The sequence below is a fragment of the Rhizobium hidalgonense genome, assembly GCF_002914525.1.
Taxonomy (GTDB): Bacteria; Pseudomonadota; Alphaproteobacteria; order Rhizobiales; family Rhizobiaceae; genus Rhizobium; species Rhizobium hidalgonense.
The window spans coordinates 58,895-80,090 of record NZ_LODW01000048.1; the positions used below are offsets into that span (position 1 = coordinate 58,895).

The window sequence follows — 21,196 nt, forward strand, 5'->3', positions numbered from 1 at the left end:
TAAGGGGACGCCACGAGATCGATCCACTCGCGCTACCCCAAGAGCGCCAACAACAGAGAATGACCACGATGAACCGTCGCCGCCGTATCTACGAGGGCAAGGCAAAGATTCTGTATGAAGGCCCGGAACCGGGCACTTTGATCCAGTTCTTCAAGGACGATGCCACTGCCTTCAACAAGAAGAAACACGAAGTCATCGACGGCAAGGGCGTCCTCAACAACCGCATTTCCGAATATATCTTCAGCCATCTGAACAAGATCGGCATCCCCACGCATTTCATCCGCCGACTCAACATGCGCGAGCAGCTGATCAAGGAAGTGGAGATGATCCCGCTGGAGATCGTCGTGCGCAACGTCGCCGCCGGTTCGCTTGCTAAGCGCCTGGGGATCGATGAAGGCGTGGTGCTGCCGCGCTCGATCATCGAATTCTATTACAAATCAGACGCGCTTGACGATCCGATGGTCTCCGAAGAGCACATCACCGCCTTCGGCTGGGCCAATCCCGCCGAGCTCGACGACATCATGGCGCTTGCCATCCGCGTCAACGACTTCATGACGGGCCTCTTCCTTGGCGTCGGCATCCAGCTCGTCGACTTCAAGATCGAATGCGGCCGCCTCTTCGAAGGCGATCTGATGCGCATCATCCTCGCCGACGAAATCTCACCGGACAGCTGCCGGCTCTGGGATATCGAGACCCACGAGAAGATGGACAAGGATCGTTTCCGCCGCGATCTCGGCGGGCTGCTCGAAGCCTATTCCGAAGTTGCGCGCCGTCTCGGCATCATCAATGAAAACGAGCCTGTGCGCGGCACCGGCCCCGTTTTGGTTAAGTAAACAGATCGTCTGGTTAAGTAAGGCAGGTAGGACAAAGTGATCAAGGCTCGTGTCACCGTCACGCTGAAAAACGGCGTTCTCGATCCGCAGGGCAAAGCCATCGAAGGCGCGCTCGGCGCCCTCGGCTTCTCGGGCGTCGGCCATATAAGACAGGGCAAGGTCTTCGACCTCGAACTGGAAAGCACCGATAAGGCCAAGGCCGAGGCCGACCTCAAGGCCATGTGCGAAAAACTCCTCGCCAACACGGTGATCGAGAACTACGCGATAGCGATCGACTGACGATCGGCCGACCCGTCATCCGGCGGATTTTGAGGATTTGGCGTCATGACGCAGGCAAAGCTGGAGACGGAAGTCTCGAAATATATGAGCTATGTTTTGCGTCATGCGCCCGAAGCCGCGGGTTTGACGCTTGATGCCGAGGGCTGGGTGTCGTTCGATGAACTCGAAAAGGCGCTGATGTCGAAATACGACGTTTCCCGCGCCGATATTATCGAGATCGTCGAAAACAATCCGAAGAAGCGGTTCACCCTTACCGACAACAGAATTCGCGCCAATCAGGGTCACAGCGTCGAAGTCGATCTCGCATTGAACCCGGTTGAACCGCCTGCCGTTCTCTTTCACGGCACGTCCCTGACGAACTGGCAGTCGATCGAGCGCGAAGGCTTACAGAAAATGCAGCGGCACCACGTTCATCTCTCGGCGGATGTGGAAACCGCGAAAATCGTCGCAACACGCCGCAAGGGTGAATATCTTATCCTGCGCGTGGATGCGGCCCGCATGTTTTCAGAGGGTCATTCTTTCTTTGTCTCCGACAATGGAGTATGGCTCGCCGAAAGCGTTCCAGTTCAATATCTTTCGCCAGACGCGGGGACCCCATGAAATCAGCCGTCGTTCAACTTCCGGGCCTCAACCGTGACCGCGACATGATCGCTGCCCTGACGAAGATCTCCGGAACCCCACCGGTGACGATCTGGCAGACGGAAACCGAGATCCCCGATGTCGACCTGATCGTCATCCCCGGCGGCTTCTCCTATGGCGATTATCTGCGCTGCGGCGCGATCGCCGCCCGCATGCCGGTCATGCAGGCGATCATCGACAAGGCAGAAAAAGGCGTGAAGGTGCTCGGCGTCTGCAACGGCTTCCAGATCCTCGTCGAAGCCGGCCTGCTGCCAGGCGCGCTGATGCGCAATGCCTCGCTGAAATTCGTCTGCCGCGAAGTCAAGCTCGAAGTCGTCAATGCCGAGACCGACTTCACCCGCGCCTATGCGCAAGGGCAAGTCATCCGCAGCCCGGTCGCTCATCACGATGGCAATTATTTCGCTGATGAAGCGACGCTGGCGAAAATCGAAGGCAATGGCCAGGTGGTATTCCGCTATGCCGAAGGCACCAATCCGAATGGCTCGCTCAACGACATCGCCGGCGTGATGAATGAAAAGGGCAACGTGCTCGGCATGATGCCGCATCCCGAAAACCTGATCGAAGCCGCCCATGGCGGCTCGGATGGCCGTGGCCTCTTTGCCTCGGCGCTCGATGTCATCGCTGCCTGAGCCCTGCACATTGCCCAAGAGCCCGTAACGGCCTTGGGTAACGGCATGCACCCGAAAATCCTTCCGTCCGGACCGGAGCAAGATTGATGCGCCCTCGCCTCGCAAACGCCGCCCTGTTGACCACTCTCGCAGCCATGGTCGCAGCCTGCCAGACATCGACACCGACGACAGGTCCCAACCGCGCGGCGCTCCCGACAATGGAACGCGTGGCGCTCGGCGCCAATGCCTGCTGGTTCAAATCGGGCGATCCCGCCTTTGCAGCCTATAAGCTCGCGCCAGAGCTCAATTCCTTCTCCGGCCGGCCGCGCATCCTGCTCGTTCACAAGGGCAGCCCGGAAGCTCGGCCGCTGCTGGTCGTCCAAGCCGAGGGAAGCCCGTCACGGCTCCAGGCCTTCGGTCCGATGATGTCGGAGCCAGTCGCCGGCCGTATCGCCGCCGACGTCAATCGCTGGTCCGGTGGCAACAAAGCCTGCAGCTGATCGCTGCGGTCAGCGCCGAACGCGATCAATCCCAGAAAAATGATTTGCCGACCTCGCGGGCCGCGTCGGACTGCGACACGCCGATATCCTTGAGTCCGGCTGCCGTAAGCTCTCTCAGCGCCCGCCGGCCTTCCCGCTTCTGCTGCCAGAGCAGAAGCGCGGCCCAGATTCGTCCCAAACGCGTCGCCTTTTCGACAGGCGCGGACGGCAAAGCGATTTGCCTTCTATCCTCTAAGGAGACAATAGGTACAATCGGCATTTTTATTTCAGGCAGGGCAGACATTCCAGGAATCCTCTCGGTTCATCCTTGGGATTGACTCTTAATATTGACAGATACAATGTGACAATATAAGCAATTGTCACCATGACAAATTGGCTTCCTGATATCTCCCGCGGCTCCGGACCGGTCTACCTCCGGCTCGCCGACAGCATCGAAACCGCCATATCGAGTGGCGCCCTGCCCGCCGGTAGCAAATTGCCGCCGCAGCGCAACCTCGCCTATGATATCGGCGTGACGATCGGTACGATCGGCCGCGCCTATGCGCTGGTCCACGAGCGCGGCTTGGTTGCCGGCGAAGTCGGGCGCGGCACCTATGTGCTGAACCGCTCGGAGACGCCGCCCAGCGAGCAGACCGATCCTCTGGCCATCTCGCTCGGCGGCACCCGTTTCCAGGATGCGCCTGCCAACAAGATCCGTTTCGACACGACAGCCGCTCCCGATCTCGGCCAGGGCAAGATTATAGCGGCTATCCTTTCCGAGATCGGCGAACAGCATCTCGCCGAAATCTCCTCCTATTCCCGGAGTTTTCCGGGCAACTGGTTCGAAGCCGGCCGCCGCTGGCTCGCCCGCAGCGGCTGGACGCCGGAGGTCGAAAACATCGTTCCAACGCTCGGCGCTCACGCGGCGGCAATCGCCGTCATCGCCGCTGTCTCGGCGCCGGGCGACAAGATCGTCTTCGAGAACCTCACCTACACGCAGGTCAGCCGCAGCGCCCGCCTGCTTGGCCGCCGCACACTGACGGTCGATTCCGATGAGCAAGGCGTGATCCCGGAGGATTTCGAACGGCTCTGCCAGCAGCAGCATCCGAAGGTCGCCTTCCTGATGCCGACCGTCCACAATCCGACGGTAACGATCATGCCTTATGAACGGCGGGTGGCAATTGCGGCAATCGCTAGGAAGCACGGTGTCTGGCTGATCGAGGACGATCTCTACGGCGGCATGGCAGCCGACGATACGCCGCTCATCGCCTCCCTGGCGCCCGACCGCACCTTTCTGGTCAACGGCCTGTCGAAATCGGTCGCTGCCGGCGTGCGCGGCGGCTGGGTTGCCTGCCCGCCGCATTTTGCCCAGCGGATCAGGGTGACGCACAGGATGATCACCGGCGGCCTGCCCTTCATTCTGGCGGAAACCTGCGCGCGCCTCGTCGAAAGCGGCACGGCGCACGAGATCCGCAAGCAGAGCGTCGAGGAACTCTCCCGGCGCGTCCGCCTGGCCCGCGAGCAGTTGCAGGGCTTCGACTTCCAATCGCACCCGCATGCGCCCTTCCTCTGGCTGAAACTGCCGGAGCCCTGGATGTCGGGCACCTTCAAGAACGCCGCCTTCCGCGATGGCGTGCTCGTCGACGACGAGGACGAATTCAAAGCGGCCCGCGCGGAAAAATCCTATCATCGCGTTCGCGTCGGCTTCTCCTCGCCGAAAACCAGTCAAGAGCTGATCGCGGGCCTGATGATCCTGCGCCGACTACTGGAAAACGGCGGTTCCGCCTATGATGGTGAAATATGACCTGTTGCAAATACACGTCATAATTTAGAAAAGACGCCGGAGCCAGTTCAGGGCGCTTTCCCGACTCAACCGCCATGCTACGTCTTTGTATTATCGCTCGACGCGAATCAAAGGACAGCCAATGACGGTCGACTTCGGAAGAATCGCGTTGCGTTTTTTGAGTGCGGCGTCATTGGCGGTCGTCTCCGGTATCTCAGTGGCAGGCGCGGCGAATGCCGGCGAGCAAATCTTCGATGAGCTGCGCTTCGGAGTCTCGACTTCGGTACAATCGGGACATTCCAGGGAAGACGGCGTTTTCCCCGAAATGACCGCCCTCTTCGATCCTTTCGGATATGAGAGCGCCGTCGGCTGGGAACAGCAGCTGCTGCATCCCCGCGTTCATCTCGGCACCTCGATCGGCACCTCGGGCGAGGCCACTCAATTCTTCACCGGCTTTACCTGGACGGTCGATTTCAACGAGAAGCTCTTTGCCGAGGCCGGCTTCGGGGGCGTTATCCATACCGGCGATCTCGAAGGCGATGATGACGGCCCGGAACTGGGCTGCCGCGTCCTCTTCCGCGAATATGTCGGCGCCGGCTACCGATTCACCCGCAATTGGAACGTGATGGCCCAGATCGCCCACTCCTCGCATGCCAATCTCTGCGACGGCCCGAACGACGGTATGACGCGCGCCGGCCTGCAGATCGGCTACAAATTCTGATCGATTGTCCTTTTGCTGGAAAAGTCTGCCCGCCCTCTGTTGACGGCGGGCATTTTCCTGTCGCGCGCCGCCGCGACATAAGCTAAAGACAGCGCAAAACGCGCCAGGGACTCTCCGCTCATGACCATTCCAAACACCATCCCGATCACGCCGGAACTCATTGCGGGCCATGGCCTGAAGCCGGACGAGTATCAGCGCATTCTGGATCTGATCGGCCGCGAACCGACGTTCACCGAGCTCGGCATCTTCTCGGCAATGTGGAACGAGCACTGCTCCTACAAATCCTCCAAGAAATGGCTGCGCACGCTGCCGACCAAGGGGCCCCGCGTCATCCAGGGTCCGGGCGAAAATGCCGGCGTGGTCGATATCGATGACGGCGATTGCGTCGTCTTCAAGATGGAGAGCCACAACCACCCCTCCTATATCGAGCCTTACCAGGGCGCTGCGACCGGCGTCGGCGGCATCCTGCGTGACGTCTTCACCATGGGCGCCCGCCCGATCGCCGCTATGAACGCTTTGCGTTTCGGCGAGCCGGATCACCCGAAGACCCGCCACCTCGTCTCGGGCGTCGTCTCCGGCGTCGGTGGCTACGGCAATTCCTTCGGCGTTCCGACGGTCGGCGGCGAAGTCGAGTTCGATGCGCGCTATAACGGCAATATCCTCGTCAACGCCTTTGCTGCCGGCATCGCCAAGTCGAACGCCATCTTCCTGTCGGAAGCCAAGGGCGTCGGTCTTCCAGTCGTCTATCTCGGGGCCAAGACCGGCCGCGACGGCGTCGGCGGCGCGACCATGGCCTCGGCGGAGTTCGACGAATCGATCGAGGAAAAGCGCCCGACAGTTCAGGTCGGCGACCCCTTCACTGAAAAGTGCCTGCTCGAAGCCTGCCTCGAGCTGATGCAGACCGGCGCCGTCATCGCCATCCAGGACATGGGTGCGGCCGGCCTCACCTGCTCTGCCGTCGAAATGGGCGCCAAGGGCGATCTCGGCATCCTGCTCGAACTCGACAAGGTGCCGGTCCGCGAAGAGCGGATGACCGCCTATGAGATGATGCTGTCGGAAAGCCAGGAGCGTATGCTCATGGTGCTGCAGCCGGAGAAGGAAGAGGAAGCCAAGGCGATCTTCGTCAAATGGGGTCTCGATTTCGCGATCGTCGGCAAGACCACCGATGACTTGCGCTTCCGCGTCATGCACCAGGGCGAAGAAGTCGCGAATCTGCCGATCAAGGATCTCGGCGACCAGGCGCCGGAATATGACCGCCCCTGGCGCGAATCCGGCAAGCAGGCCCCCCTGCCCGCCAATCTCGTCGCCGCGCCCGAAAATTATGGCCAGGCGCTGCTGCAACTCGTCGGCTCCGCCAACCAGTCGAGCCGCCGCTGGGTCTACGAGCAGTACGATACGCTGATCCAGGGCAATTCGCTGCAACTCCCGGGCGGCGATGCCGGCGTCGTCCGCGTCGACGGCCATGCGAGCAAGGCGCTCGCCTTCTCCTCCGACGTGACGCCGCGTTATGTCGAGGCGGATCCCTTCGAAGGCGGCAAGCAGGCGGTTGCCGAATGCTGGCGCAACATCACCGCGACCGGCGCCGAGCCGCTCGCCGCCACCGACAATCTCAACTTCGGCAACCCCGAAAAGCCCGAAATCATGGGCCAGTTCGTTCAGGCGGTGAAGGGCATCGGCGAAGCCTGCCGCGCGCTCGACTTCCCGATCGTCTCAGGCAATGTATCGCTCTACAACGAGACCAATGGCGTTGCCATCCTGCCGACCCCGACAATCGCAGGCGTCGGCCTGCTGCCGGACTGGCGCAAGATGGTCCGCATCGGCAGCGCCAATGACGGCGACAAGGTGATCATGATCGGCGTCGACGGTAGTCACCTCGGCCAGTCCGTTTACCTCCGTGACGTGCTTTCCAGCCGCGAAGGCCCGGCACCCGAGGTGGATCTGTTCGCCGAGCGCCGCAACGGCGATTTCGTCCGCTCCGTCATCCGCAACGGCCAGGCGACCGCCTGCCACGACATTTCCTCGGGCGGCCTTGCCGTCGCGCTTGCCGAAATGGCCATGGCGTCAGACAAGGGCCTGGTGATCGATCTTGGCGAAGGCAAGGGTGCGCCGCATGCGCTGCTCTTCGGTGAAGATCAGGCCCGTTACGTGCTGACGGTGCCGGCCGATGTCGCCGATTTCCTTTGCGCCAATGCAGAAGGCGCCGGCGTTCCCTTCCGCCGTCTCGGCACGGTTGGGGGGTCGTCGCTTGTCGTCGGCGATCTCATCTCGCTGCCGATTCAGCAATTGCGCGATGCCCATGAATCGTGGTTCCCTGATTTCATGGAAGGCCGCGGCGAACTGGCCGCGGAATAATGCGCAAGGAGTAACGATCATGGCCATGAACCCCGGTGATATCGAAGACATGATCAAGGCCGGGATTCCCGGTGCCAAGGTGACGATCCGCGATCTGGCCGGCGACGGCGACCACTACGCCGCCGAAGTCGTCGCCGAAGCCTTCCGCGGCAAGAGCCGCGTCCAGCAGCACCAGATGGTCTATGAAGCGTTGAAGGGCAATATGGGCGGCGTCTTGCACGCGCTGGCACTGCAGACCTCTGCGCCGGATTGAACATGTCGGATCGGCCGCTACCTCTCCCCCGCTCATTCCTGTGACTGGCACAGGAGGGTGGTTGTGGTGAGCACATTCGCGATGGGCTCTTCGCCAGCGGCGATATCGTCGGCGATTGGCTCTCGATCAATTCCGGGATAGCCGGCCTCTACCGCGACCCAGCTCGAAAAACCTTTGGCGCCGACCGCGCTTGCGATCGCCTCAACCGGGGTGGAATCGACGATAGCAATAGCCCCGCGCCGCGACCGCCAGTTTGACTGGGGGAGCCAATGTCACTCCTTCTTCGGCGCCGTGAGCATCGTCGCTACACGGCGGATTCCGAGCTGATAACCTTCCGTACCAAGACCAGCAAGCACACCGTCGGCGCGGTGGGAAACGAAGGAATGATGGCGGAAGCTTTCGCGCTTGTGCACGTTGGAGATATGGATCTCAATGACGGGACCTTCAAACGTGTTCAAGGCGTCGAGGATCGCAAGCGAGGTGTGCGTGAATGCGGCCGGGTTGATGACGATGCCGGCTCCGTCTTCGCGCGCTTCGTGGATCCAGTCGATGATTTCATATTCCCGGTTGCTCTGGTGGAAACGGATCTCGTGGCCCAGTTCCAAGGCCAGTTTCCGGCAGTCCGCCTCGACGTCGGCCAACGTTTCGTGACCATAGATATGCGGCTGACGCTTGCCGAGTAAGTTGAGATTTGGGCCGTTGAGAACGTAGATCAGGCTCATTGCAATTGTCCTTGTGAGGGCGTGCCAAGGTCAGGCGAACGCTAATTCCTGGAATGCGAAATCCGGATCGGACTCGTAAAGATCGGCCCGCAGCCCCAACCGGCCCGCTTGCAGCGCGGGGGCCGCGATATCGCGCGCGGCTTCGAGAACCGCCTTCAACAACTCCCGCTTAATATCTGCCGACCGACCAGGCGCGATCCGCAGGATGATCTGGATAAAGTGATTGTCCGGGTGCTCGTCACCGACGCAGGAGAAAGTCGCCTCCCTGGCGAAGGTGCGCACGGCAGTAGGCTTCACCAGGGCTCCGTCGCGCACCCGATGGTGGACCGCCTTGGTCAATTCATCAATTGCCACCCGTTCGGCAGCACCTCGGCTATAGTCGATGATGATATGCGGCAAGGCATGTCCTCCCGGTCAGGCTGTAGGTCGGCACAAATCTTCGAAGTGACGCGACATGCGTTCCGCATCCGGTTTTACACCGGTGAACAGTTCAAAGGCCGCAGCGGCCTGGAACACGGTCATGCCGCCGCCCGGCAAGGTCCGGCACCCCTTCTTCTCTGCCAGAGCTAGAAGTTCGGTCACGAGCGGCATGTAGACGATATCGGCGACCCAGTGACGTGGATGAAGCCATTCCGGGTCGATCGGGAGACCCGGATGGCTTCGCATACCCGTCGGCGTAGCATGAATCAGGCCGTCGGCCGAAGCGAGCGCCGCACCGACGTCCTGGACCGGTTGCGCGCAGGTTCTTGAAAATCGTCGGTTGAGCTGATCGGCAAGCGCGGCGGCGCGATTTGTGTCCTGGTCGAAAATCGAGAGCATCCCGATACCAAGCTTGATCGCCGCGTGCGCGACAGCGACCCCTGCGCCGCCTGCCCCGAGCAGGACGGCATGAGTCTTGGCTGCGCCGGGCATGCCGCGCTCGAAATTCTTATAGAAGCCATACCAGTCCGTATTGTGCCCGATCCGCTTTCCGTCCCGAAACACGACCGTGTTGACCGCTCCGAGCATCTCGGCGTCCTCGGACAGGCTGGTAAGATGAGCGATGACCGTCTGCTTGCACGGGTGCGTGATATTGCTTCCTGCGAAGCCGCATCGTTCAAGTTCTACAAGCAGTTCGGGCAGCGCGGACGCCGGTAGACCGCGTTCGGCGAGGTCGAAGAGTTCGTAATGGTAATCCAGCTCCAGGTGCCGTGCCTCGGTTTCATGCAGTGCAGGCGACTTCGACATTTGGATGTCGGCCCCGATGAGACCAACAAGGAATTTGTTGTTGTTCATTTCGATAACCCAATCGGCTCAGTGATGTGCGAGAATCTCGCCAAGGAAAGCCTTGGTCCGCTCATGCTTCGGAGACTTGAAAAAGACCTCGGGCTCGGCCTCCTCGATGATCTCGCCGGAAGCCATGAAGATGACCCTGTCTGCGACCTGGCGGGCGAAACCCATCTCATGCGTCACGCAGATCATGGTCATGCCGTCGCGCGCGAGACCGATCATAGTGTCCAGCACTTCCTTGACCATTTCCGGATCGAGCGCCGATGTCGGTTCGTCGAACAGCATCGCCTTGGGTTCCATGCAAAGCGCCCTGGCAATATCGACACGCTGCTGCTGCCCTCCGCTGAGCTGCGCGGGATACTTCTCCGCTTGATCCAGGATTCGAACCCGTTCCAGGTATTTTCTCGCCAGCCTCTCGGCGTCAGCCCGGCTGGTTCCGCGGACCCTCATGGGCGCAAGCGCACAGTTCTGCAGAACGGTCATGTGGGGGAACAAATTGAAGTTCTGGAACACCATCCCGACTTCACGCCGAATGGCATCAACCGCATTGGTCGTGCCGTCGAGCAACTGCCCCTCGACGACGATCCTGCCTTCCTGGATCAGCTCGAGAGCGTTGATGCAGCGGATCAACGTCGACTTGCCGGAACCCGAAGGCCCGCAAAGGACGATCTTCTCGCCTTTGCGAACCGAAAGGCTGATGTTTTTCAGCGCATGGAAGGAGCCGTACCATTTCTCCACCTTTTCAAGCGATATCAATGTCGACTGGTCGTTAGCGGAACTGAGCACGGCGCCCTCCATGTAAGCTTTACTTGACGGTGAACGGGATGTTGGGAATGGATTCCGGGAACGTCGGCAAGTCGATGTTCATCCATTTCTTGGTGATGGCTGCAAGTTCGCCGTTGCCCTTGATCTTGTCGAGGAAGGCATTGGCGGCCTCGTTCCAGTCCTTCTCGCCCAGTCGCGTTCCGGCGCCATTGTAAGTCGTCAGGAAGTCGATCTTGCGCTCGTAGGTGCCGGCGCTGGCGGCATCGAGCCGCTGTCCGTAGAACATGTTGCCTCCGACGGCCTTAACCTGTCCGGAGACCAGCGCCTGAATGGTTGCGGCGTCGTCGTCGAAGCGGCGGACGGTCGCGGTCGATCCCACGGCGTCGGTAATGGCCTTGTCCTGCGAGCTGGACTTCGGCACGCCGATTTCCCAGCCGGCAACATCGGCAGGCGTTTTTGCGGTATCGGCCTTTGCCGCATAAAGCGAGATCGTGTTCGCCGCGTATGGCTTGCTGTACTGGATCGACTTGGCACGCTCCTCCGTCATGGCCATGGTGGCGAACAGGATGTCGACCTTGCCGGTGGTCAGGGCCGGAATGCGGTTGGCGACGGCGAGCGGCTGGAACTCGACCTTGACTCCGAGTTCCTTGGCGAAGAGTGTCGCGATATCGGCGTCGAATCCGTCCTGCTTGCCGCTCGTGTTGACGAAGCCCCATGGCGCGTTGTCGCCCTGAATGCCGACGACGATCGTACCCTTGGCCTTGATCTCCTCGACGGTCGCCGCGGAAGCTGCAGCCGCGCCTAGCGTGGCGAAGGCGGCCGTAGCCAGGGCCATTCCAAGAAATTGTCTGCGATTGCTATACATTCCATTCTCCTCCTCTGTGGTCTTTGCTTCGGTCGAAGCAAGGTTAGCGGACAGCTTTCGCCATCCGTTTTTCGAAGCCGCTCCCGATGTGGGAGAGAGGCCAACAAATGATGAAGTAGATTATTCCAACGATCCCGAAGACGAGCAGCGGGCGGTAGGTCTGGTTCGAAATGATCTGTCCGGCGCGGGTCAGCTCGATGAAACCGACGATGGCTGCGAGCGATGTGCCCTTGATGAGTTGAACGAGAAATCCGATGGTTGCAGGCATCGAAATCTTCAGCGCCTGCGGCAGGACAACGTCCTTTATTCGGGAGACGTAATGCAGCCCGAGTGCGTTCGCGGCTTCGGTCTGGCCCTTCGGAACGGCCTCGATCGAGCCGCGCCAGATCTCGCCCAGGAATGCACTGGCATGGAGGGTGAACGCGATGGCCACAGCGATCCATGCATTGACGTCGATGCCCAACAGCGCGACTCCGTAGTAGACGACGAAGAGCTGCATCAGGAGCGGCGTGCCCTGAAAGAGCGCGATGTAACCCGATGATGCGAAACGTGCGAAGCGGTTCTTCGACGTGCGCACCAAAGCGATCAGAACTCCAAATATGCCTCCGCCGACGAAGCCGATGATGGCTAGCAGCACAGTCCACTTCAGACCCTGCAAGAGGAAGAACAGCTCGTTTTCGCCAATGGGACCCATGAACGCCTCCTATCTGGTCGGGTAGTTGAAGTAGTAACGGGAGATAAGGGCGAAGATGCCCATCATCAGGCTCGAGATGACCAGGTAGATTGCGGTCACGCTGAAATAGACCTCGAAGCTTCGGAACGTGTCGGATTCGATCCGCTGCGCCGCTGAAGTCAGCTCGTAGGCCGCGATCGAAGTGCAGACCGAAGTCGTCAAGGTCAGCATCACGAACTGGCTGGTCAGGGACGGATAGATCGCCCGCAGAGCCGGCTTCAAAACGATCAGCCGGAACACATCGGCCTTATGCAAGCCCAACGCAAAGCCTGCCTCGACCTGGCCCTTGCTCACGCTTTCCACGCCGCCTCGAATGATCTCAATCGCATAGGCGCCGCCATTGATCCCCAGCGCGATGATGGCGGTAGCGGTAGGGCTCAGTCGAATTCCCATGAGGGGAAGCGCGAAGTAGATGAAGAATATCTGCACCAGGAAGGGTGTGTTTCGAACAACCTCGACGAAGCTCACCACCGGAGCTCGGACGAGTTTGTTCTTGGACGTTCTTGCAGCGACGCCGAGAATACCGATCACGAGCGCAAGGATCATTCCGGCGAATGCCAGACCGAGCGTCCCAAGCGAACCCCAAAACAATTCCGGGGCGCGGTCGAAGACCGCACCAAAATCGAACGTATAACCCATATGTTGACTTCCTCCCTCCGTCGCGGCTCACGCCTCGCCGGCGCCGGATCAGCGATCCGGCCCGAATAATTCTTCGGCCCTGTCGTACAGATGTTTCAAATGCGTCTCGGGCGCGGCAGAGCCCGCGAGCGGGACCTCCACCGAGATCGCCGCGGAGCCATCGACCGCTGCGACGAGTTCCTTCAACGGCAATTCGCCCTCTCCCGGTGCGAACCGCCCGCCTCTAGCTTCAGCGATCATCTCCTCTGATGTCACCGGCGCCGATCCAGCGACATCGCACAGTTGAACGTGCTTTACCCAGCCGATCTCGGTTCCGAGCGAAGCGAGCGTGCCGCCATTCCTGAAGAAATGTACTCCGTCGACGAGGACGCCGGCATTACGGGCACTACTCTCCTTCACAAGATTGACGCTGTCCTGAAAGGTTCTGATCACCCGCCAACCCATGTTTTCGATGTCGACAGCCAAGCCGTATCGGTCCGCGAGCCCGCAGAAATCCGAAAAGTTCGATACCAATCTGGCGTGATCAGGATCGTCTCCGCAGACACTAAGCCGGCGTGCTCCAATGTGCGCAGCCGTTGCGACGGTGGCCTCCACCGACGACGCGTCGAACGAGGGATCGATGACGAAGAACTCGATATCGAAAACCTCGACGCCTTCGCCGGCAAGCACGGATTTCAACTCGCCTGCAGCCGAACCACCGACAGGCAGCTCGTAGTAAGGCGCACCAGGGAACGCCGGATTCAGCCTGAGCCCGATCCTGGAGAACCCTGCGCGGGCGGCGGTCTTCGCGAAATCCACCGGAGGCAGCAAAATCGATGAGAAATGCGCAACGCCAATCAGGCGCGCCGATTTCGATGCTGCGGCGGCCATCACGCGATTCCCTTCGTCGCGAGATGGTTGCGAAGATTGGTGCCGGTGCGATGAATATGCTGGCGGAGCTTCTCGCAGGCATAGTCGACATCACGCGCAACTGCGCCCTGGGCAATCTCGCTGTGCTCCTGCCCAACGTTGCGATCCCCCGACGTCCGGATCAGGAAGACTCGGCGATATCGGTCATTGAGATTGAGCAGAAGACTGCAGAAGTGAAGTAGCAGAGGTTTGCCGCAGCCCGAAATCAGGGTGAGATGGAATTCCCGGTGAAGCGCTTCCCACTGCTCCAGCGTTTCGGGACGAGCGGCGTCGCGCTCCGTGCGGTTTAGACGATGAAGTGCACGCATGATGTTGCCCTCCCATTCGACGTCGCCGAGACGGATGGATTCACGCAGCGCGAAAACCTCGAGTTCCTCGCGCAGGCTCGTGACCTCTTCGAGATTAGCCAGCGAGATCGGCGCGACGCGATAGCCTCTGTTATCCTGAAACTCGACCAGGCCGTCTGAAATGAGCCGGGCCAAGCCCTCCCGCAACGGGCTCAGACTGACGTTGAACGTCTTCCGCGCCTTGTCGAGATTGATCTTGCTGCCTGCTTCCAGTTCACCGGAGATGATCGCCTCCCGAAGGCGCGACGCGAGCTGACTGCCGATGGTGTTCTTGCCATCGTCGAGGAAGCCGGCTGACGGCCCGCCTTCTGTCAACGGCCCCAGAGAGCTGTCGTCGGCCGAGTCCATCGTTCCTCCCCAAACAATTCGGCTAAGTTTCGATGATCGATATAATAAACGATTATTCATGTCAACTTGATACATCAACAAACCACTGGGTCGCCTGGCTTTGCGTCAGAACTAATCCGCTTTATCTAATTATTCCAGACATTTATTCCTTTGTTCAGGCATGCTTTCATCAGCTGTCAATCTAGATTACGCAGCAACTGCTTGACAAATAATCGATTATTTTGATACTCGAGCCTTATTGGGAGGTAGCCTTATGGCAATCAGAACCGAAAGCGAGTTGACGCCTGCCGTTCTCGCCGTGATGGACCGCACCGCAGATCCAAGGCTCCGGGAAATACTCGTTGCAATGGTGAAGCATCTCCACGCATTCGTGCGGGAAGTCAGGTTGTCGGAAGTCGAGTTTCGCGAAGCGACGGCTATCCTCAACGAAATTGGCCAGTTGCAGACCGACAGCCACAACGAGTTCGTGCTGATGGCCGGATCGCTTGGCGTCTCGTCGCTCGTCTGCCTGCTCAACAACGGCGACAACGGACAGACCGAGACTTCGCAGTCGCTGCTCGGGCCGTTCTGGCGCCTCAACTCTCCGCGGGTCGAGAACGGCGGAACCATCATCCGGTCGGAAACGCCTGGAACGCCCTTGTTCGTCCACGCGAAGGTGGTTGATCGGGTAGGCAAGCCCATCCCAGGCGCCGAGATCGACGTATGGCATGCCTCTCCCGTCGGTCTTTACGAGAACCAGGACCCGGACCAGGCGGAAATGAACCTGCGAGGCAAGTTCACCACGGACGACGAGGGTCGGTTCTGGTTCAGAACGGTCAAGATGGTGGGCTATCCAATCCCTATCGGCGGGGTCGTCGGTCGGCTTCTCCAAGCGCAAGGCCGCCATCCCTACCGACCCGCTCATCTGCACGCGCTGATCTTCAAACGGGGGTACAAAACCCTCATCTCCCAGGTCTTCGACCCGAGTGATCCGAACATCGAATCCGATGTGCAGTTCGGCGTCACCGCGGCTTTGACAGGCGACTTTGTCCGTCATGACGAGCCGCACCCGTCCGACACGGACGTCACTGGCCCGTGGTTCTCACTCGACTACACCTACGTCATGGAGCCAGGCGAGGCCATCCTGCCGCGTCCCCCGATCAAGTAACAGAACCAGCAGAGCCAAATCATGATTACCGAGAAGGAACGCCAAACGGCAGCCGACGCATTGCTGAAGGCAGAAACCGAACGCAGGCCCATCGTCCAGCCGAGCAAGACATATCCGAATTTGGAAATTGAAGACGCCTATCAGATCCAAGCGCTCTGGGCGCAGGCGCGGATTGCAAAGGGCGCGCGGATCGCGGGGCATAAAATCGGACTGACATCGCGGGCGATGCAGATGGCCTCGAAAATGACGGAGCCCGACTACGGCGTCATTCTCGACGACGCCCTCTATAACGACGGAGCGCAAATCAGCGCGGCGCTCTTCATCAAGCCTCGCCTGGAAGTCGAGCTCGCCTTCGTAATGGGCGAGGATCTCGAAGGACCAAGCGCTCGGATCTATGATGTCATGCGCGCGACTGAATTTGTCGTTCCTGCGCTTGAGATCATCGACTACCGAACCGAGGTGCCCAGAGCGATCACCGATACGATCGCCGACAACGCCGCGTTCGGAGCGATCGTAGTGGGCGGCCGCATCATCCGGCCGATGGATATTGACATCCGCTGGGTCGGCGCGACGCTTTCGAAAAACGGCATCATCGAAGAATCGGGTGTTTCCGCAGCCATCATGGGGCATCCGGCCGCAGGGATCGCCTGGCTCGTGAACAAGCTCCATGCCGTCGGAGGCGGCTTGAAGAAGGGCCAAATCGTGCTTGCCGGCTCATTCACCCGCCCCGTGGACATCGTCAAGGGCGATGTCATCCAAGCCGACTATGGTCCGGTCGGCTCCATCGGCGTCTCGTTCGTGTGAGGCGCCGATGGAACTTCCCGTCAATCACTTCAAACGGAAACTGAGAGCCGGTCAAAGCCAGATCGGTCTCTGGTGCGGCCTTCCCGGAAGCTACGCGGCGGAAATCGTTGCGCCGTCGGGCTTTGATTGGGTTCTGTTCGATACCGAGCACTCTCCGAGTGACGTCCTCACCGTCCTGCCGCAATTGCAGGCGGTCGCGCCTTACGACGTGTCCCCCGTCGTACGTCCCGCCTTCAACGATGCCGTACTGATCAAGCGCTTTCTGGATATTGGCGTCCAGACGCTCCTCATTCCCTATGTGCAGAACGAAGAGGAAGCGAAGGCAGCGGTCGCTGCCACGCGGTATCCGCCGCACGGGATTCGCGGCGTCTCCGCCTTGACGCGCGCCACCCGCTTCGGGCGCGTGCCGAACTATGCGCGGAATGCCGAACAAGAGATCTGCCTGCTTCTGCAGATCGAGACCCGCGAGGCACTCGGCCAACTGGAGGCCATCGCCGCGGTCGAGGGCGTCGACGGCATCTTCATCGGCCCCGCCGATTTGGCGGCCAGCTTCGGTCATCCCGGCCAACCGGGACATCCCGAGGTGGTCGCGGCGATCGAAAACGCGATCGGACGCCTGAAAATTCTTGGAAAGCCGGCAGGCATTCTCACGCCGGACGAGACGTTCGCAGCCCGCTGCATTTCGCTCGGGACGTTGTTCACCGCCGTTGGCGTAGACGTCGCCCTCCTTGCAAGAGGATCGGAGGCGCTCGCAGCCCGGTTTGCATCTTAGGAGTTCGCGCCGATGCCGACGCGGAAGCAAGTTCTGTCCGAGATAGCGCCGACGGGCGTAATCCGGGCAGCCGTCAACATGTCGAATGCAGCGCTGGTCCGGTGGGACCATCACGCCGGCGCCTTGGTCGGTCCGAACGCTCGGATCGGTCGCAAAATTGCCGAGCAACTGGATTGCGGCCTGTCGCTGATCCAGCACGGCTCCGCCGCCGACATCCTCGCCGCTGCTGATCGCGGCGAGTGGGATATTGCTTTTATTGCCTCCGACCCATCGAGAGCCGACCTGTTTTCCTTCTCGCCCCCCTACATGTCCGTCAAAGCGACCTATCTGGTGCCCGAGGCTTCGTCGTTCCGCACGGTTGGCGATGTCGACATCGAAGGCGTGCAGGTCGCCTCCGCAAGAAGCGCCGCCTATACGAAGCAGCTCGAACGTATCCTTGAAAAAGCCACTGTCTCGCACACTGACAGCCCGGCGGCTGCCGTCCATCTCCTTGTCAGCTCGCAGTGCGAGGTGGCTGCGGGGTTGACGGAATTCCTCGTTCAGATTTCGGAGAGAACTTCCGGCTTCCGGCTGGTAGAGGGAGCGTTCTCCAAAATTCCCCAGACGATCGCCGTGCAGCGAAGATCCATTCATGCCTCGGCCTTCTTTACGGATTTCATACGTCGTCTGAACGGAACTGCTGCGGCAGACCGTGACTTGGCCGGCGATGGTGAAGAGGATCTCGAATGATAGCGTCGGCGGAAACGGCTCGGGCTTTATCCCACTCGCCGAGCAAGCTACGCGTAAGCTAAAGGCTTCTCGATACCGCACCCGCCCCATTTCGAGCGCTGTAAACGGCCTGGTAATTGGGCGCCTGTGGACCTGGGCGAGCTCCCAACACCGACGGAACCCAGCCCTCAAGCCGGCAATTTCTCCTTCTCCGCATGGGCAAACACCGAGGCCGGCATAGGACCCGCTGTCATCAGCGTGAAATCGAACGATCCCTTCATATCGGGCCCCAGCACATATTGCCGGTGGACGCGCAGCTGGTCCTTGCGGATTTTGCGATAGTGCTCGCGCGTCAACATCTGCTTGACGCGGATCAGGATCATCGTTGCCGGAGGTGCATCCGTATGGCCAGCAACGGCAACGACCGGCACCTTGTAGAAATTGATCGAATCCGTCAGGCACTGCACGTCGAGCCAGGAAATCTCCGGACAGCGGGCAATCAGCCCGACACGGGCGCGCAGCAGCGCAGCCGATGACAGCAGTGCGCATTGCAGGATGGCGCTGCCGAGGGTGGCGAACACCACGCGCTTGCCCTCGAAAATCTCCGGCTCCCTTTCCAGCAATATGCCGATCACATGGGCGGCAACGCTCGATCCCATGCTGTGCGAGGAGATCAGATATTCGTCCGCCTCCTCAGCCAGCGCCTTACGCACGGCGCTGGCGCGGTCTTCCAGCCAGTCGTTGAAATCGGCCCGGTCCATGCGGCCTAGCGCCACCGCCATTTTCCAATCGGCAAAAAGATGCAGCGTATGAAAGCGTTCAGAAAACGGCAGGAAGGCAAAGCTGAAGAAGCAGAGCGCAAGCGGCCCACTCCAGAGCATGTGCCAGGGAGAAAAACCGAGGCTATAGGGCATGATGGCGATCTGCGCCGTCAGCGCGATCGCCAGCCCGGTCAACAGGAACGGGAAGAGGAAGAACAGGCCGAAGCGCCAGGCATGGCGGAAATATCCGCGCATGCCGCCGTCCAGCACGATCTGGACGCAGCTGCGGAAGCCCGCAACGATCTGGCTCGGCGTATTGCCGCTGCGCAGCCGACTGACCAGCGCGTCATGATCGACCATGTGAATCCGGCTCTTCGTCCGCCAGCCGGGGGAACCGGTCCCTGCCCCGTAGTCCGTCGTCACCTCGAAATTGAGGGGATCGCTTCCTGCCTCGGCCGCCCCCGTCTCAACCGAATAACCCCAGACGGTGGCACTCTGTCTGGCAGAGCGCTCGTAGCGTGCCCTGTGAGCAACGCCGTCAAGCGGCTCGAAGCCAGGGAAATGCAGGACGACCCGCTTCTCGATCAGTTTCATTCCACCTTCCAGCCGGCCAAATGGCCAGCATGTTGCATGCGATCCGGCTGCCCGGTCGCCAATATCGGCAAAAAAGCAGCTTGGCCTCGAAGCCGTCTTGCTAACCGAACTCTCCCGGAATTCAATAGCAGGCATGTCGTTTCCACCACGAACGGAGGGGTTTTGTGGCCGATCTAGTCAAAGAATTGATATCGGGCGTCGTCGACAGCGTGCTGAAGGAGATCCTGAAGAAAACCACCGGCCGCGCCACGACGAAGCGCAAAAAGCGAAAAACGCGCAGCGCGTCGACGACGGCTGCAGCGCGCAAGCCAGCCTCGACCGCCCGCAAGACGGCTGCGGCGACACGCAAGCCCGCCCGCAAGCAGGTCAGCAAGCGCCGCACCGCCGCCGGCCGCAGCCGTCAGCGCCGAAGCTAGCCGTGGGTGCTTTCGCAGGCACCGATCTTGCAGATTTCCCATATCCCGCGCCGGCTTCATGCCGCGGCAAAAAAGCCGGCGTCCGCCTATGCCGATATCAAACGGATTATCACGATGGAGGGCGGCACGTCTGGCAGATGAAACGCATTTTAAAAATCGTCCTGGCGGCACTGGTCGCGATCTGTCTGATCGCCGTTGTCGGCATCTACGCCTTGTCGGAGATGCGCCTTTCCAGAACCTATAACGTTGCGGCGGCCGATTTTACCGTCAAGACGACGCTGCCGCCTGAGGAAGCCGAACGCCGCGCCCGGACGCTGATGTGCGGCGGTTGTCATCACGATGCCGGCAACGTGTTGATCGACGGGCCCGGCCTCGGCCGCATCGTCGCACCGAACCTGACCCGCTTCGCGCCGATGTACAGCGATGCGGAGCTGGTGCGCCTCATCCGCCACGGCGTCAAGAAGGACGGCACCGGCGTCTTTATCATGCCGGCTGGCAATTTTGCCAATATCACCGAGGACGACATGGCGGCGATCCTCGCCTGGGTGCGCAGTCTGAAGCCGCTTCCCGACGCGGTGGACGGAGCGACGCAATGGGGACCGCTCGGCCGGATCGGCCTGGCGCTCGGCAAGGTCCCCTTCGAGGCCGATATCGTGACGGCCGACCTCACGCCCGCCGCCACGCGCCCGGCCGATATCGGCGAATATGCCTTCAGGACCGATTGCAGCCACTGTCACAATCTCGATACCGCCAAACAGTCCGAAGCCTTTCTGGCACCGGCGCTGAGGCCTTTGGCGCAATCCTATTCGGCTGCTGATTTCAAGACGCTGCTGCGCACCGGCAAGGGTGTCGGAGGCCGCGATCTCGGCGTGATGACCCAGGTTTCACTATGGGATTTCAGATATTTTACAGATGCCGAAATCGAACAGATCCAAGCTTATCTCACCCGGCAACCGTAACGCGACGGCAACAATGAGGAAGTGGTCTGACCAAATTGGTCTTTTTTTGATTGGGGCGGCTGGAATTCCTGACTGCGCATGCTATCTAAAGTCAACGATTGAAACGGCGGGCCTTTAACCCGCCTGTTGAAAGGATCAGGTCCCATGAGCGGCATTCACGAATTCATCGACAACGAAATCAAGAACAACGACGTCGTCCTCTTCATGAAGGGCACGCCGCAGTTTCCGCAGTGCGGTTTCTCCGGACAGGTCGTGCAGATTCTCGATTACATCGGTGTCGACTACAAGAGCGTCAACGTGCTCGCCGATTCGGAAATCCGCCAGGGCATCAAGGATTACTCCAACTGGCCGACAATCCCGCAGCTTTACATCAAGGGCGAGTTCGTCGGCGGCTGTGACATCATCCGGGAAATGTTCCAGGCCGGTGAACTGCAGCAGCATCTCCAGGAAAACGGCGTCACCGTGCGCGGCGCCGCCTGATCGGTCACCGG

General features: G+C 60.4%; 27 protein-coding genes. 16 read left to right on the forward strand and 11 right to left on the reverse strand.

Annotation, left to right across the window (positions count from 1 at the left end; translation table 11 throughout):
* The first annotated feature begins 68 nt into the window (after window positions 1-68).
* The 5 genes from purC to ATY29_RS10220 all read left to right on the forward strand — a co-directional run bounded on the left by purC (window position 69) and on the right by ATY29_RS10220 (window position 2,859).
* Entirely contained in the window at window positions 69-833 is a 765-nt protein-coding gene (purC, locus tag ATY29_RS10200; RefSeq protein WP_003568927.1) for a phosphoribosylaminoimidazolesuccinocarboxamide synthase, read from the forward strand.
* A 36-nt stretch (window positions 834-869) separates the two neighbouring features.
* Window positions 870-1,112, forward strand: coding sequence for a phosphoribosylformylglycinamidine synthase subunit PurS (purS, locus tag ATY29_RS10205; protein ID WP_003568928.1), 243 nt, complete (start codon window positions 870-872; stop codon window positions 1,110-1,112).
* Window positions 1,113-1,157: 45 nt separating this feature from the next.
* Window positions 1,158-1,712: an RNA 2'-phosphotransferase gene (locus ATY29_RS10210; protein WP_003568930.1), complete on the forward strand. Its 555-nt coding sequence runs from the start codon at window positions 1,158-1,160 to the stop codon at window positions 1,710-1,712.
* On the forward strand, window positions 1,709-2,380 hold the full coding sequence (gene purQ / locus ATY29_RS10215; protein ID WP_003568931.1) for a phosphoribosylformylglycinamidine synthase subunit PurQ: 672 nt from the start codon (window positions 1,709-1,711) through the stop codon (window positions 2,378-2,380). Before ATY29_RS10210 ends, purQ begins: the two co-directional genes overlap by 4 nt.
* 86 nt (window positions 2,381-2,466) lie before the next feature.
* Window positions 2,467-2,859: a hypothetical protein gene (locus ATY29_RS10220; protein WP_003568933.1), complete on the forward strand. Its 393-nt coding sequence runs from the start codon at window positions 2,467-2,469 to the stop codon at window positions 2,857-2,859.
* Window positions 2,860-2,884: 25 nt separating this feature from the next.
* Here ATY29_RS10220 and ATY29_RS10225 read toward each other — a convergent pair whose 3' ends face one another.
* Window positions 2,885-3,142, reverse strand: coding sequence for a DUF1127 domain-containing protein (locus tag ATY29_RS10225; RefSeq protein ID WP_003568934.1), 258 nt, complete (start codon window positions 3,140-3,142; stop codon window positions 2,885-2,887).
* A gap of 81 nt (window positions 3,143-3,223) precedes the next feature.
* Between ATY29_RS10225 and ATY29_RS10230 the strand changes: the two genes are divergently transcribed.
* The 4 genes from ATY29_RS10230 (at window position 3,224) to ATY29_RS10245 (ending at window position 7,947) form a co-directional block, all read left to right on the forward strand.
* Window positions 3,224-4,642, forward strand: coding sequence for an aminotransferase-like domain-containing protein (locus ATY29_RS10230; RefSeq protein ID WP_097532672.1), 1,419 nt, complete (start codon window positions 3,224-3,226; stop codon window positions 4,640-4,642).
* A gap of 121 nt (window positions 4,643-4,763) precedes the next feature.
* Window positions 4,764-5,342, forward strand: a complete 579-nt coding sequence (locus tag ATY29_RS10235) for an acyloxyacyl hydrolase (protein ID WP_003568936.1) — start codon at window positions 4,764-4,766, stop codon at window positions 5,340-5,342.
* 120 nt (window positions 5,343-5,462) lie between these two features.
* Window positions 5,463-7,694: a phosphoribosylformylglycinamidine synthase subunit PurL gene (purL, locus tag ATY29_RS10240; RefSeq protein WP_003568937.1), complete on the forward strand. Its 2,232-nt coding sequence runs from the start codon at window positions 5,463-5,465 to the stop codon at window positions 7,692-7,694.
* A 19-nt stretch (window positions 7,695-7,713) separates the two neighbouring features.
* On the forward strand, window positions 7,714-7,947 hold the full coding sequence (locus ATY29_RS10245) for a BolA/IbaG family iron-sulfur metabolism protein (protein ID WP_003568938.1): 234 nt from the start codon (window positions 7,714-7,716) through the stop codon (window positions 7,945-7,947).
* 272 nt (window positions 7,948-8,219) lie between these two features.
* Here the strand turns inward: ATY29_RS10245 and aroQ are convergent, their stop codons facing one another.
* The 9 genes from aroQ to ATY29_RS10290 are packed head-to-tail and all read right to left on the reverse strand — an operon-like array spanning window position 8,220 to window position 14,544.
* Window positions 8,220-8,669 carry a type II 3-dehydroquinate dehydratase gene (gene aroQ, locus ATY29_RS10250; protein WP_003568939.1) on the reverse strand — a complete coding sequence of 150 codons (450 nt, stop codon included), beginning with the start codon at window positions 8,667-8,669 and terminating at the stop codon, window positions 8,220-8,222.
* Between the two features lie 30 nt (window positions 8,670-8,699).
* Window positions 8,700-9,068: a 5-carboxymethyl-2-hydroxymuconate Delta-isomerase gene (locus ATY29_RS10255; protein WP_003568940.1), complete on the reverse strand. Its 369-nt coding sequence runs from the start codon at window positions 9,066-9,068 to the stop codon at window positions 8,700-8,702.
* 15 nt (window positions 9,069-9,083) lie between these two features.
* A complete protein-coding gene (locus ATY29_RS10260) occupies window positions 9,084-9,944 on the reverse strand; it encodes a shikimate dehydrogenase (RefSeq protein ID WP_003568941.1) in 861 nt (286 codons plus the stop codon).
* Window positions 9,945-9,962: 18 nt separating this feature from the next.
* A complete protein-coding gene (locus ATY29_RS10265) occupies window positions 9,963-10,736 on the reverse strand; it encodes an amino acid ABC transporter ATP-binding protein (protein ID WP_165779346.1) in 774 nt (257 codons plus the stop codon).
* Between the two features lie 7 nt (window positions 10,737-10,743).
* Window positions 10,744-11,568 carry a transporter substrate-binding domain-containing protein gene (locus ATY29_RS10270; protein WP_003568943.1) on the reverse strand — a complete coding sequence of 275 codons (825 nt, stop codon included), beginning with the start codon at window positions 11,566-11,568 and terminating at the stop codon, window positions 10,744-10,746.
* A 43-nt stretch (window positions 11,569-11,611) separates the two neighbouring features.
* Window positions 11,612-12,262: an amino acid ABC transporter permease gene (locus tag ATY29_RS10275; protein ID WP_003568944.1), complete on the reverse strand. Its 651-nt coding sequence runs from the start codon at window positions 12,260-12,262 to the stop codon at window positions 11,612-11,614.
* 9 nt (window positions 12,263-12,271) lie between these two features.
* Entirely contained in the window at window positions 12,272-12,940 is a 669-nt protein-coding gene (locus ATY29_RS10280) for an amino acid ABC transporter permease (protein ID WP_003568946.1), read from the reverse strand.
* 48 nt (window positions 12,941-12,988) lie between these two features.
* Complete coding sequence (locus ATY29_RS10285) at window positions 12,989-13,810, reverse strand: sugar phosphate isomerase/epimerase family protein (RefSeq protein ID WP_097532673.1); 822 nt, start codon at window positions 13,808-13,810, stop codon at window positions 12,989-12,991.
* Entirely contained in the window at window positions 13,810-14,544 is a 735-nt protein-coding gene (locus ATY29_RS10290; protein WP_003568949.1) for a GntR family transcriptional regulator, read from the reverse strand. The genes ATY29_RS10285 and ATY29_RS10290 overlap by 1 nt, the downstream gene beginning before the upstream one ends.
* Window positions 14,545-14,797: 253 nt before the next feature.
* Here ATY29_RS10290 and ATY29_RS10295 point away from each other — a divergent pair, with 253 nt between their 5' ends.
* The 4 genes from ATY29_RS10295 to ATY29_RS10310 are packed head-to-tail and all read left to right on the forward strand — an operon-like array spanning window position 14,798 to window position 17,996.
* Window positions 14,798-15,691, forward strand: a complete 894-nt coding sequence (locus tag ATY29_RS10295; protein WP_003568951.1) for a dioxygenase family protein — start codon at window positions 14,798-14,800, stop codon at window positions 15,689-15,691.
* 21 nt (window positions 15,692-15,712) lie between these two features.
* Window positions 15,713-16,495 carry a 2-oxo-hept-4-ene-1,7-dioate hydratase gene (gene hpaH / locus ATY29_RS10300; RefSeq protein ID WP_097532674.1) on the forward strand — a complete coding sequence of 261 codons (783 nt, stop codon included), beginning with the start codon at window positions 15,713-15,715 and terminating at the stop codon, window positions 16,493-16,495.
* Between the two features lie 7 nt (window positions 16,496-16,502).
* The gene (gene hpaI, locus ATY29_RS10305; RefSeq protein WP_003568954.1) at window positions 16,503-17,267 is read left to right on the forward strand and encodes a 4-hydroxy-2-oxoheptanedioate aldolase; all 765 of its coding nucleotides are present in this window, start codon (window positions 16,503-16,505) and stop codon (window positions 17,265-17,267) included.
* Window positions 17,268-17,279: 12 nt separating this feature from the next.
* Entirely contained in the window at window positions 17,280-17,996 is a 717-nt protein-coding gene (locus ATY29_RS10310) for a transporter substrate-binding domain-containing protein (RefSeq protein ID WP_097532675.1), read from the forward strand.
* 167 nt (window positions 17,997-18,163) lie between these two features.
* Here ATY29_RS10310 and ATY29_RS10315 read toward each other — a convergent pair whose 3' ends face one another.
* Window positions 18,164-19,330: a hypothetical protein gene (locus ATY29_RS10315; RefSeq protein WP_003568958.1), complete on the reverse strand. Its 1,167-nt coding sequence runs from the start codon at window positions 19,328-19,330 to the stop codon at window positions 18,164-18,166.
* Between the two features lie 164 nt (window positions 19,331-19,494).
* Here ATY29_RS10315 and ATY29_RS10320 point away from each other — a divergent pair, with 164 nt between their 5' ends.
* The 3 genes from ATY29_RS10320 (at window position 19,495) to grxD (ending at window position 21,185) form a co-directional block, all read left to right on the forward strand.
* Window positions 19,495-19,746: a hypothetical protein gene (locus tag ATY29_RS10320; protein WP_003568959.1), complete on the forward strand. Its 252-nt coding sequence runs from the start codon at window positions 19,495-19,497 to the stop codon at window positions 19,744-19,746.
* A 137-nt stretch (window positions 19,747-19,883) separates the two neighbouring features.
* Window positions 19,884-20,705, forward strand: coding sequence for a c-type cytochrome (locus ATY29_RS10325; protein ID WP_097532676.1), 822 nt, complete (start codon window positions 19,884-19,886; stop codon window positions 20,703-20,705).
* Window positions 20,706-20,849: 144 nt separating this feature from the next.
* Window positions 20,850-21,185, forward strand: a complete 336-nt coding sequence (grxD, locus tag ATY29_RS10330) for a Grx4 family monothiol glutaredoxin (RefSeq protein ID WP_097532677.1) — start codon at window positions 20,850-20,852, stop codon at window positions 21,183-21,185.
* Window positions 21,186-21,196 lie beyond the last annotated feature (11 nt).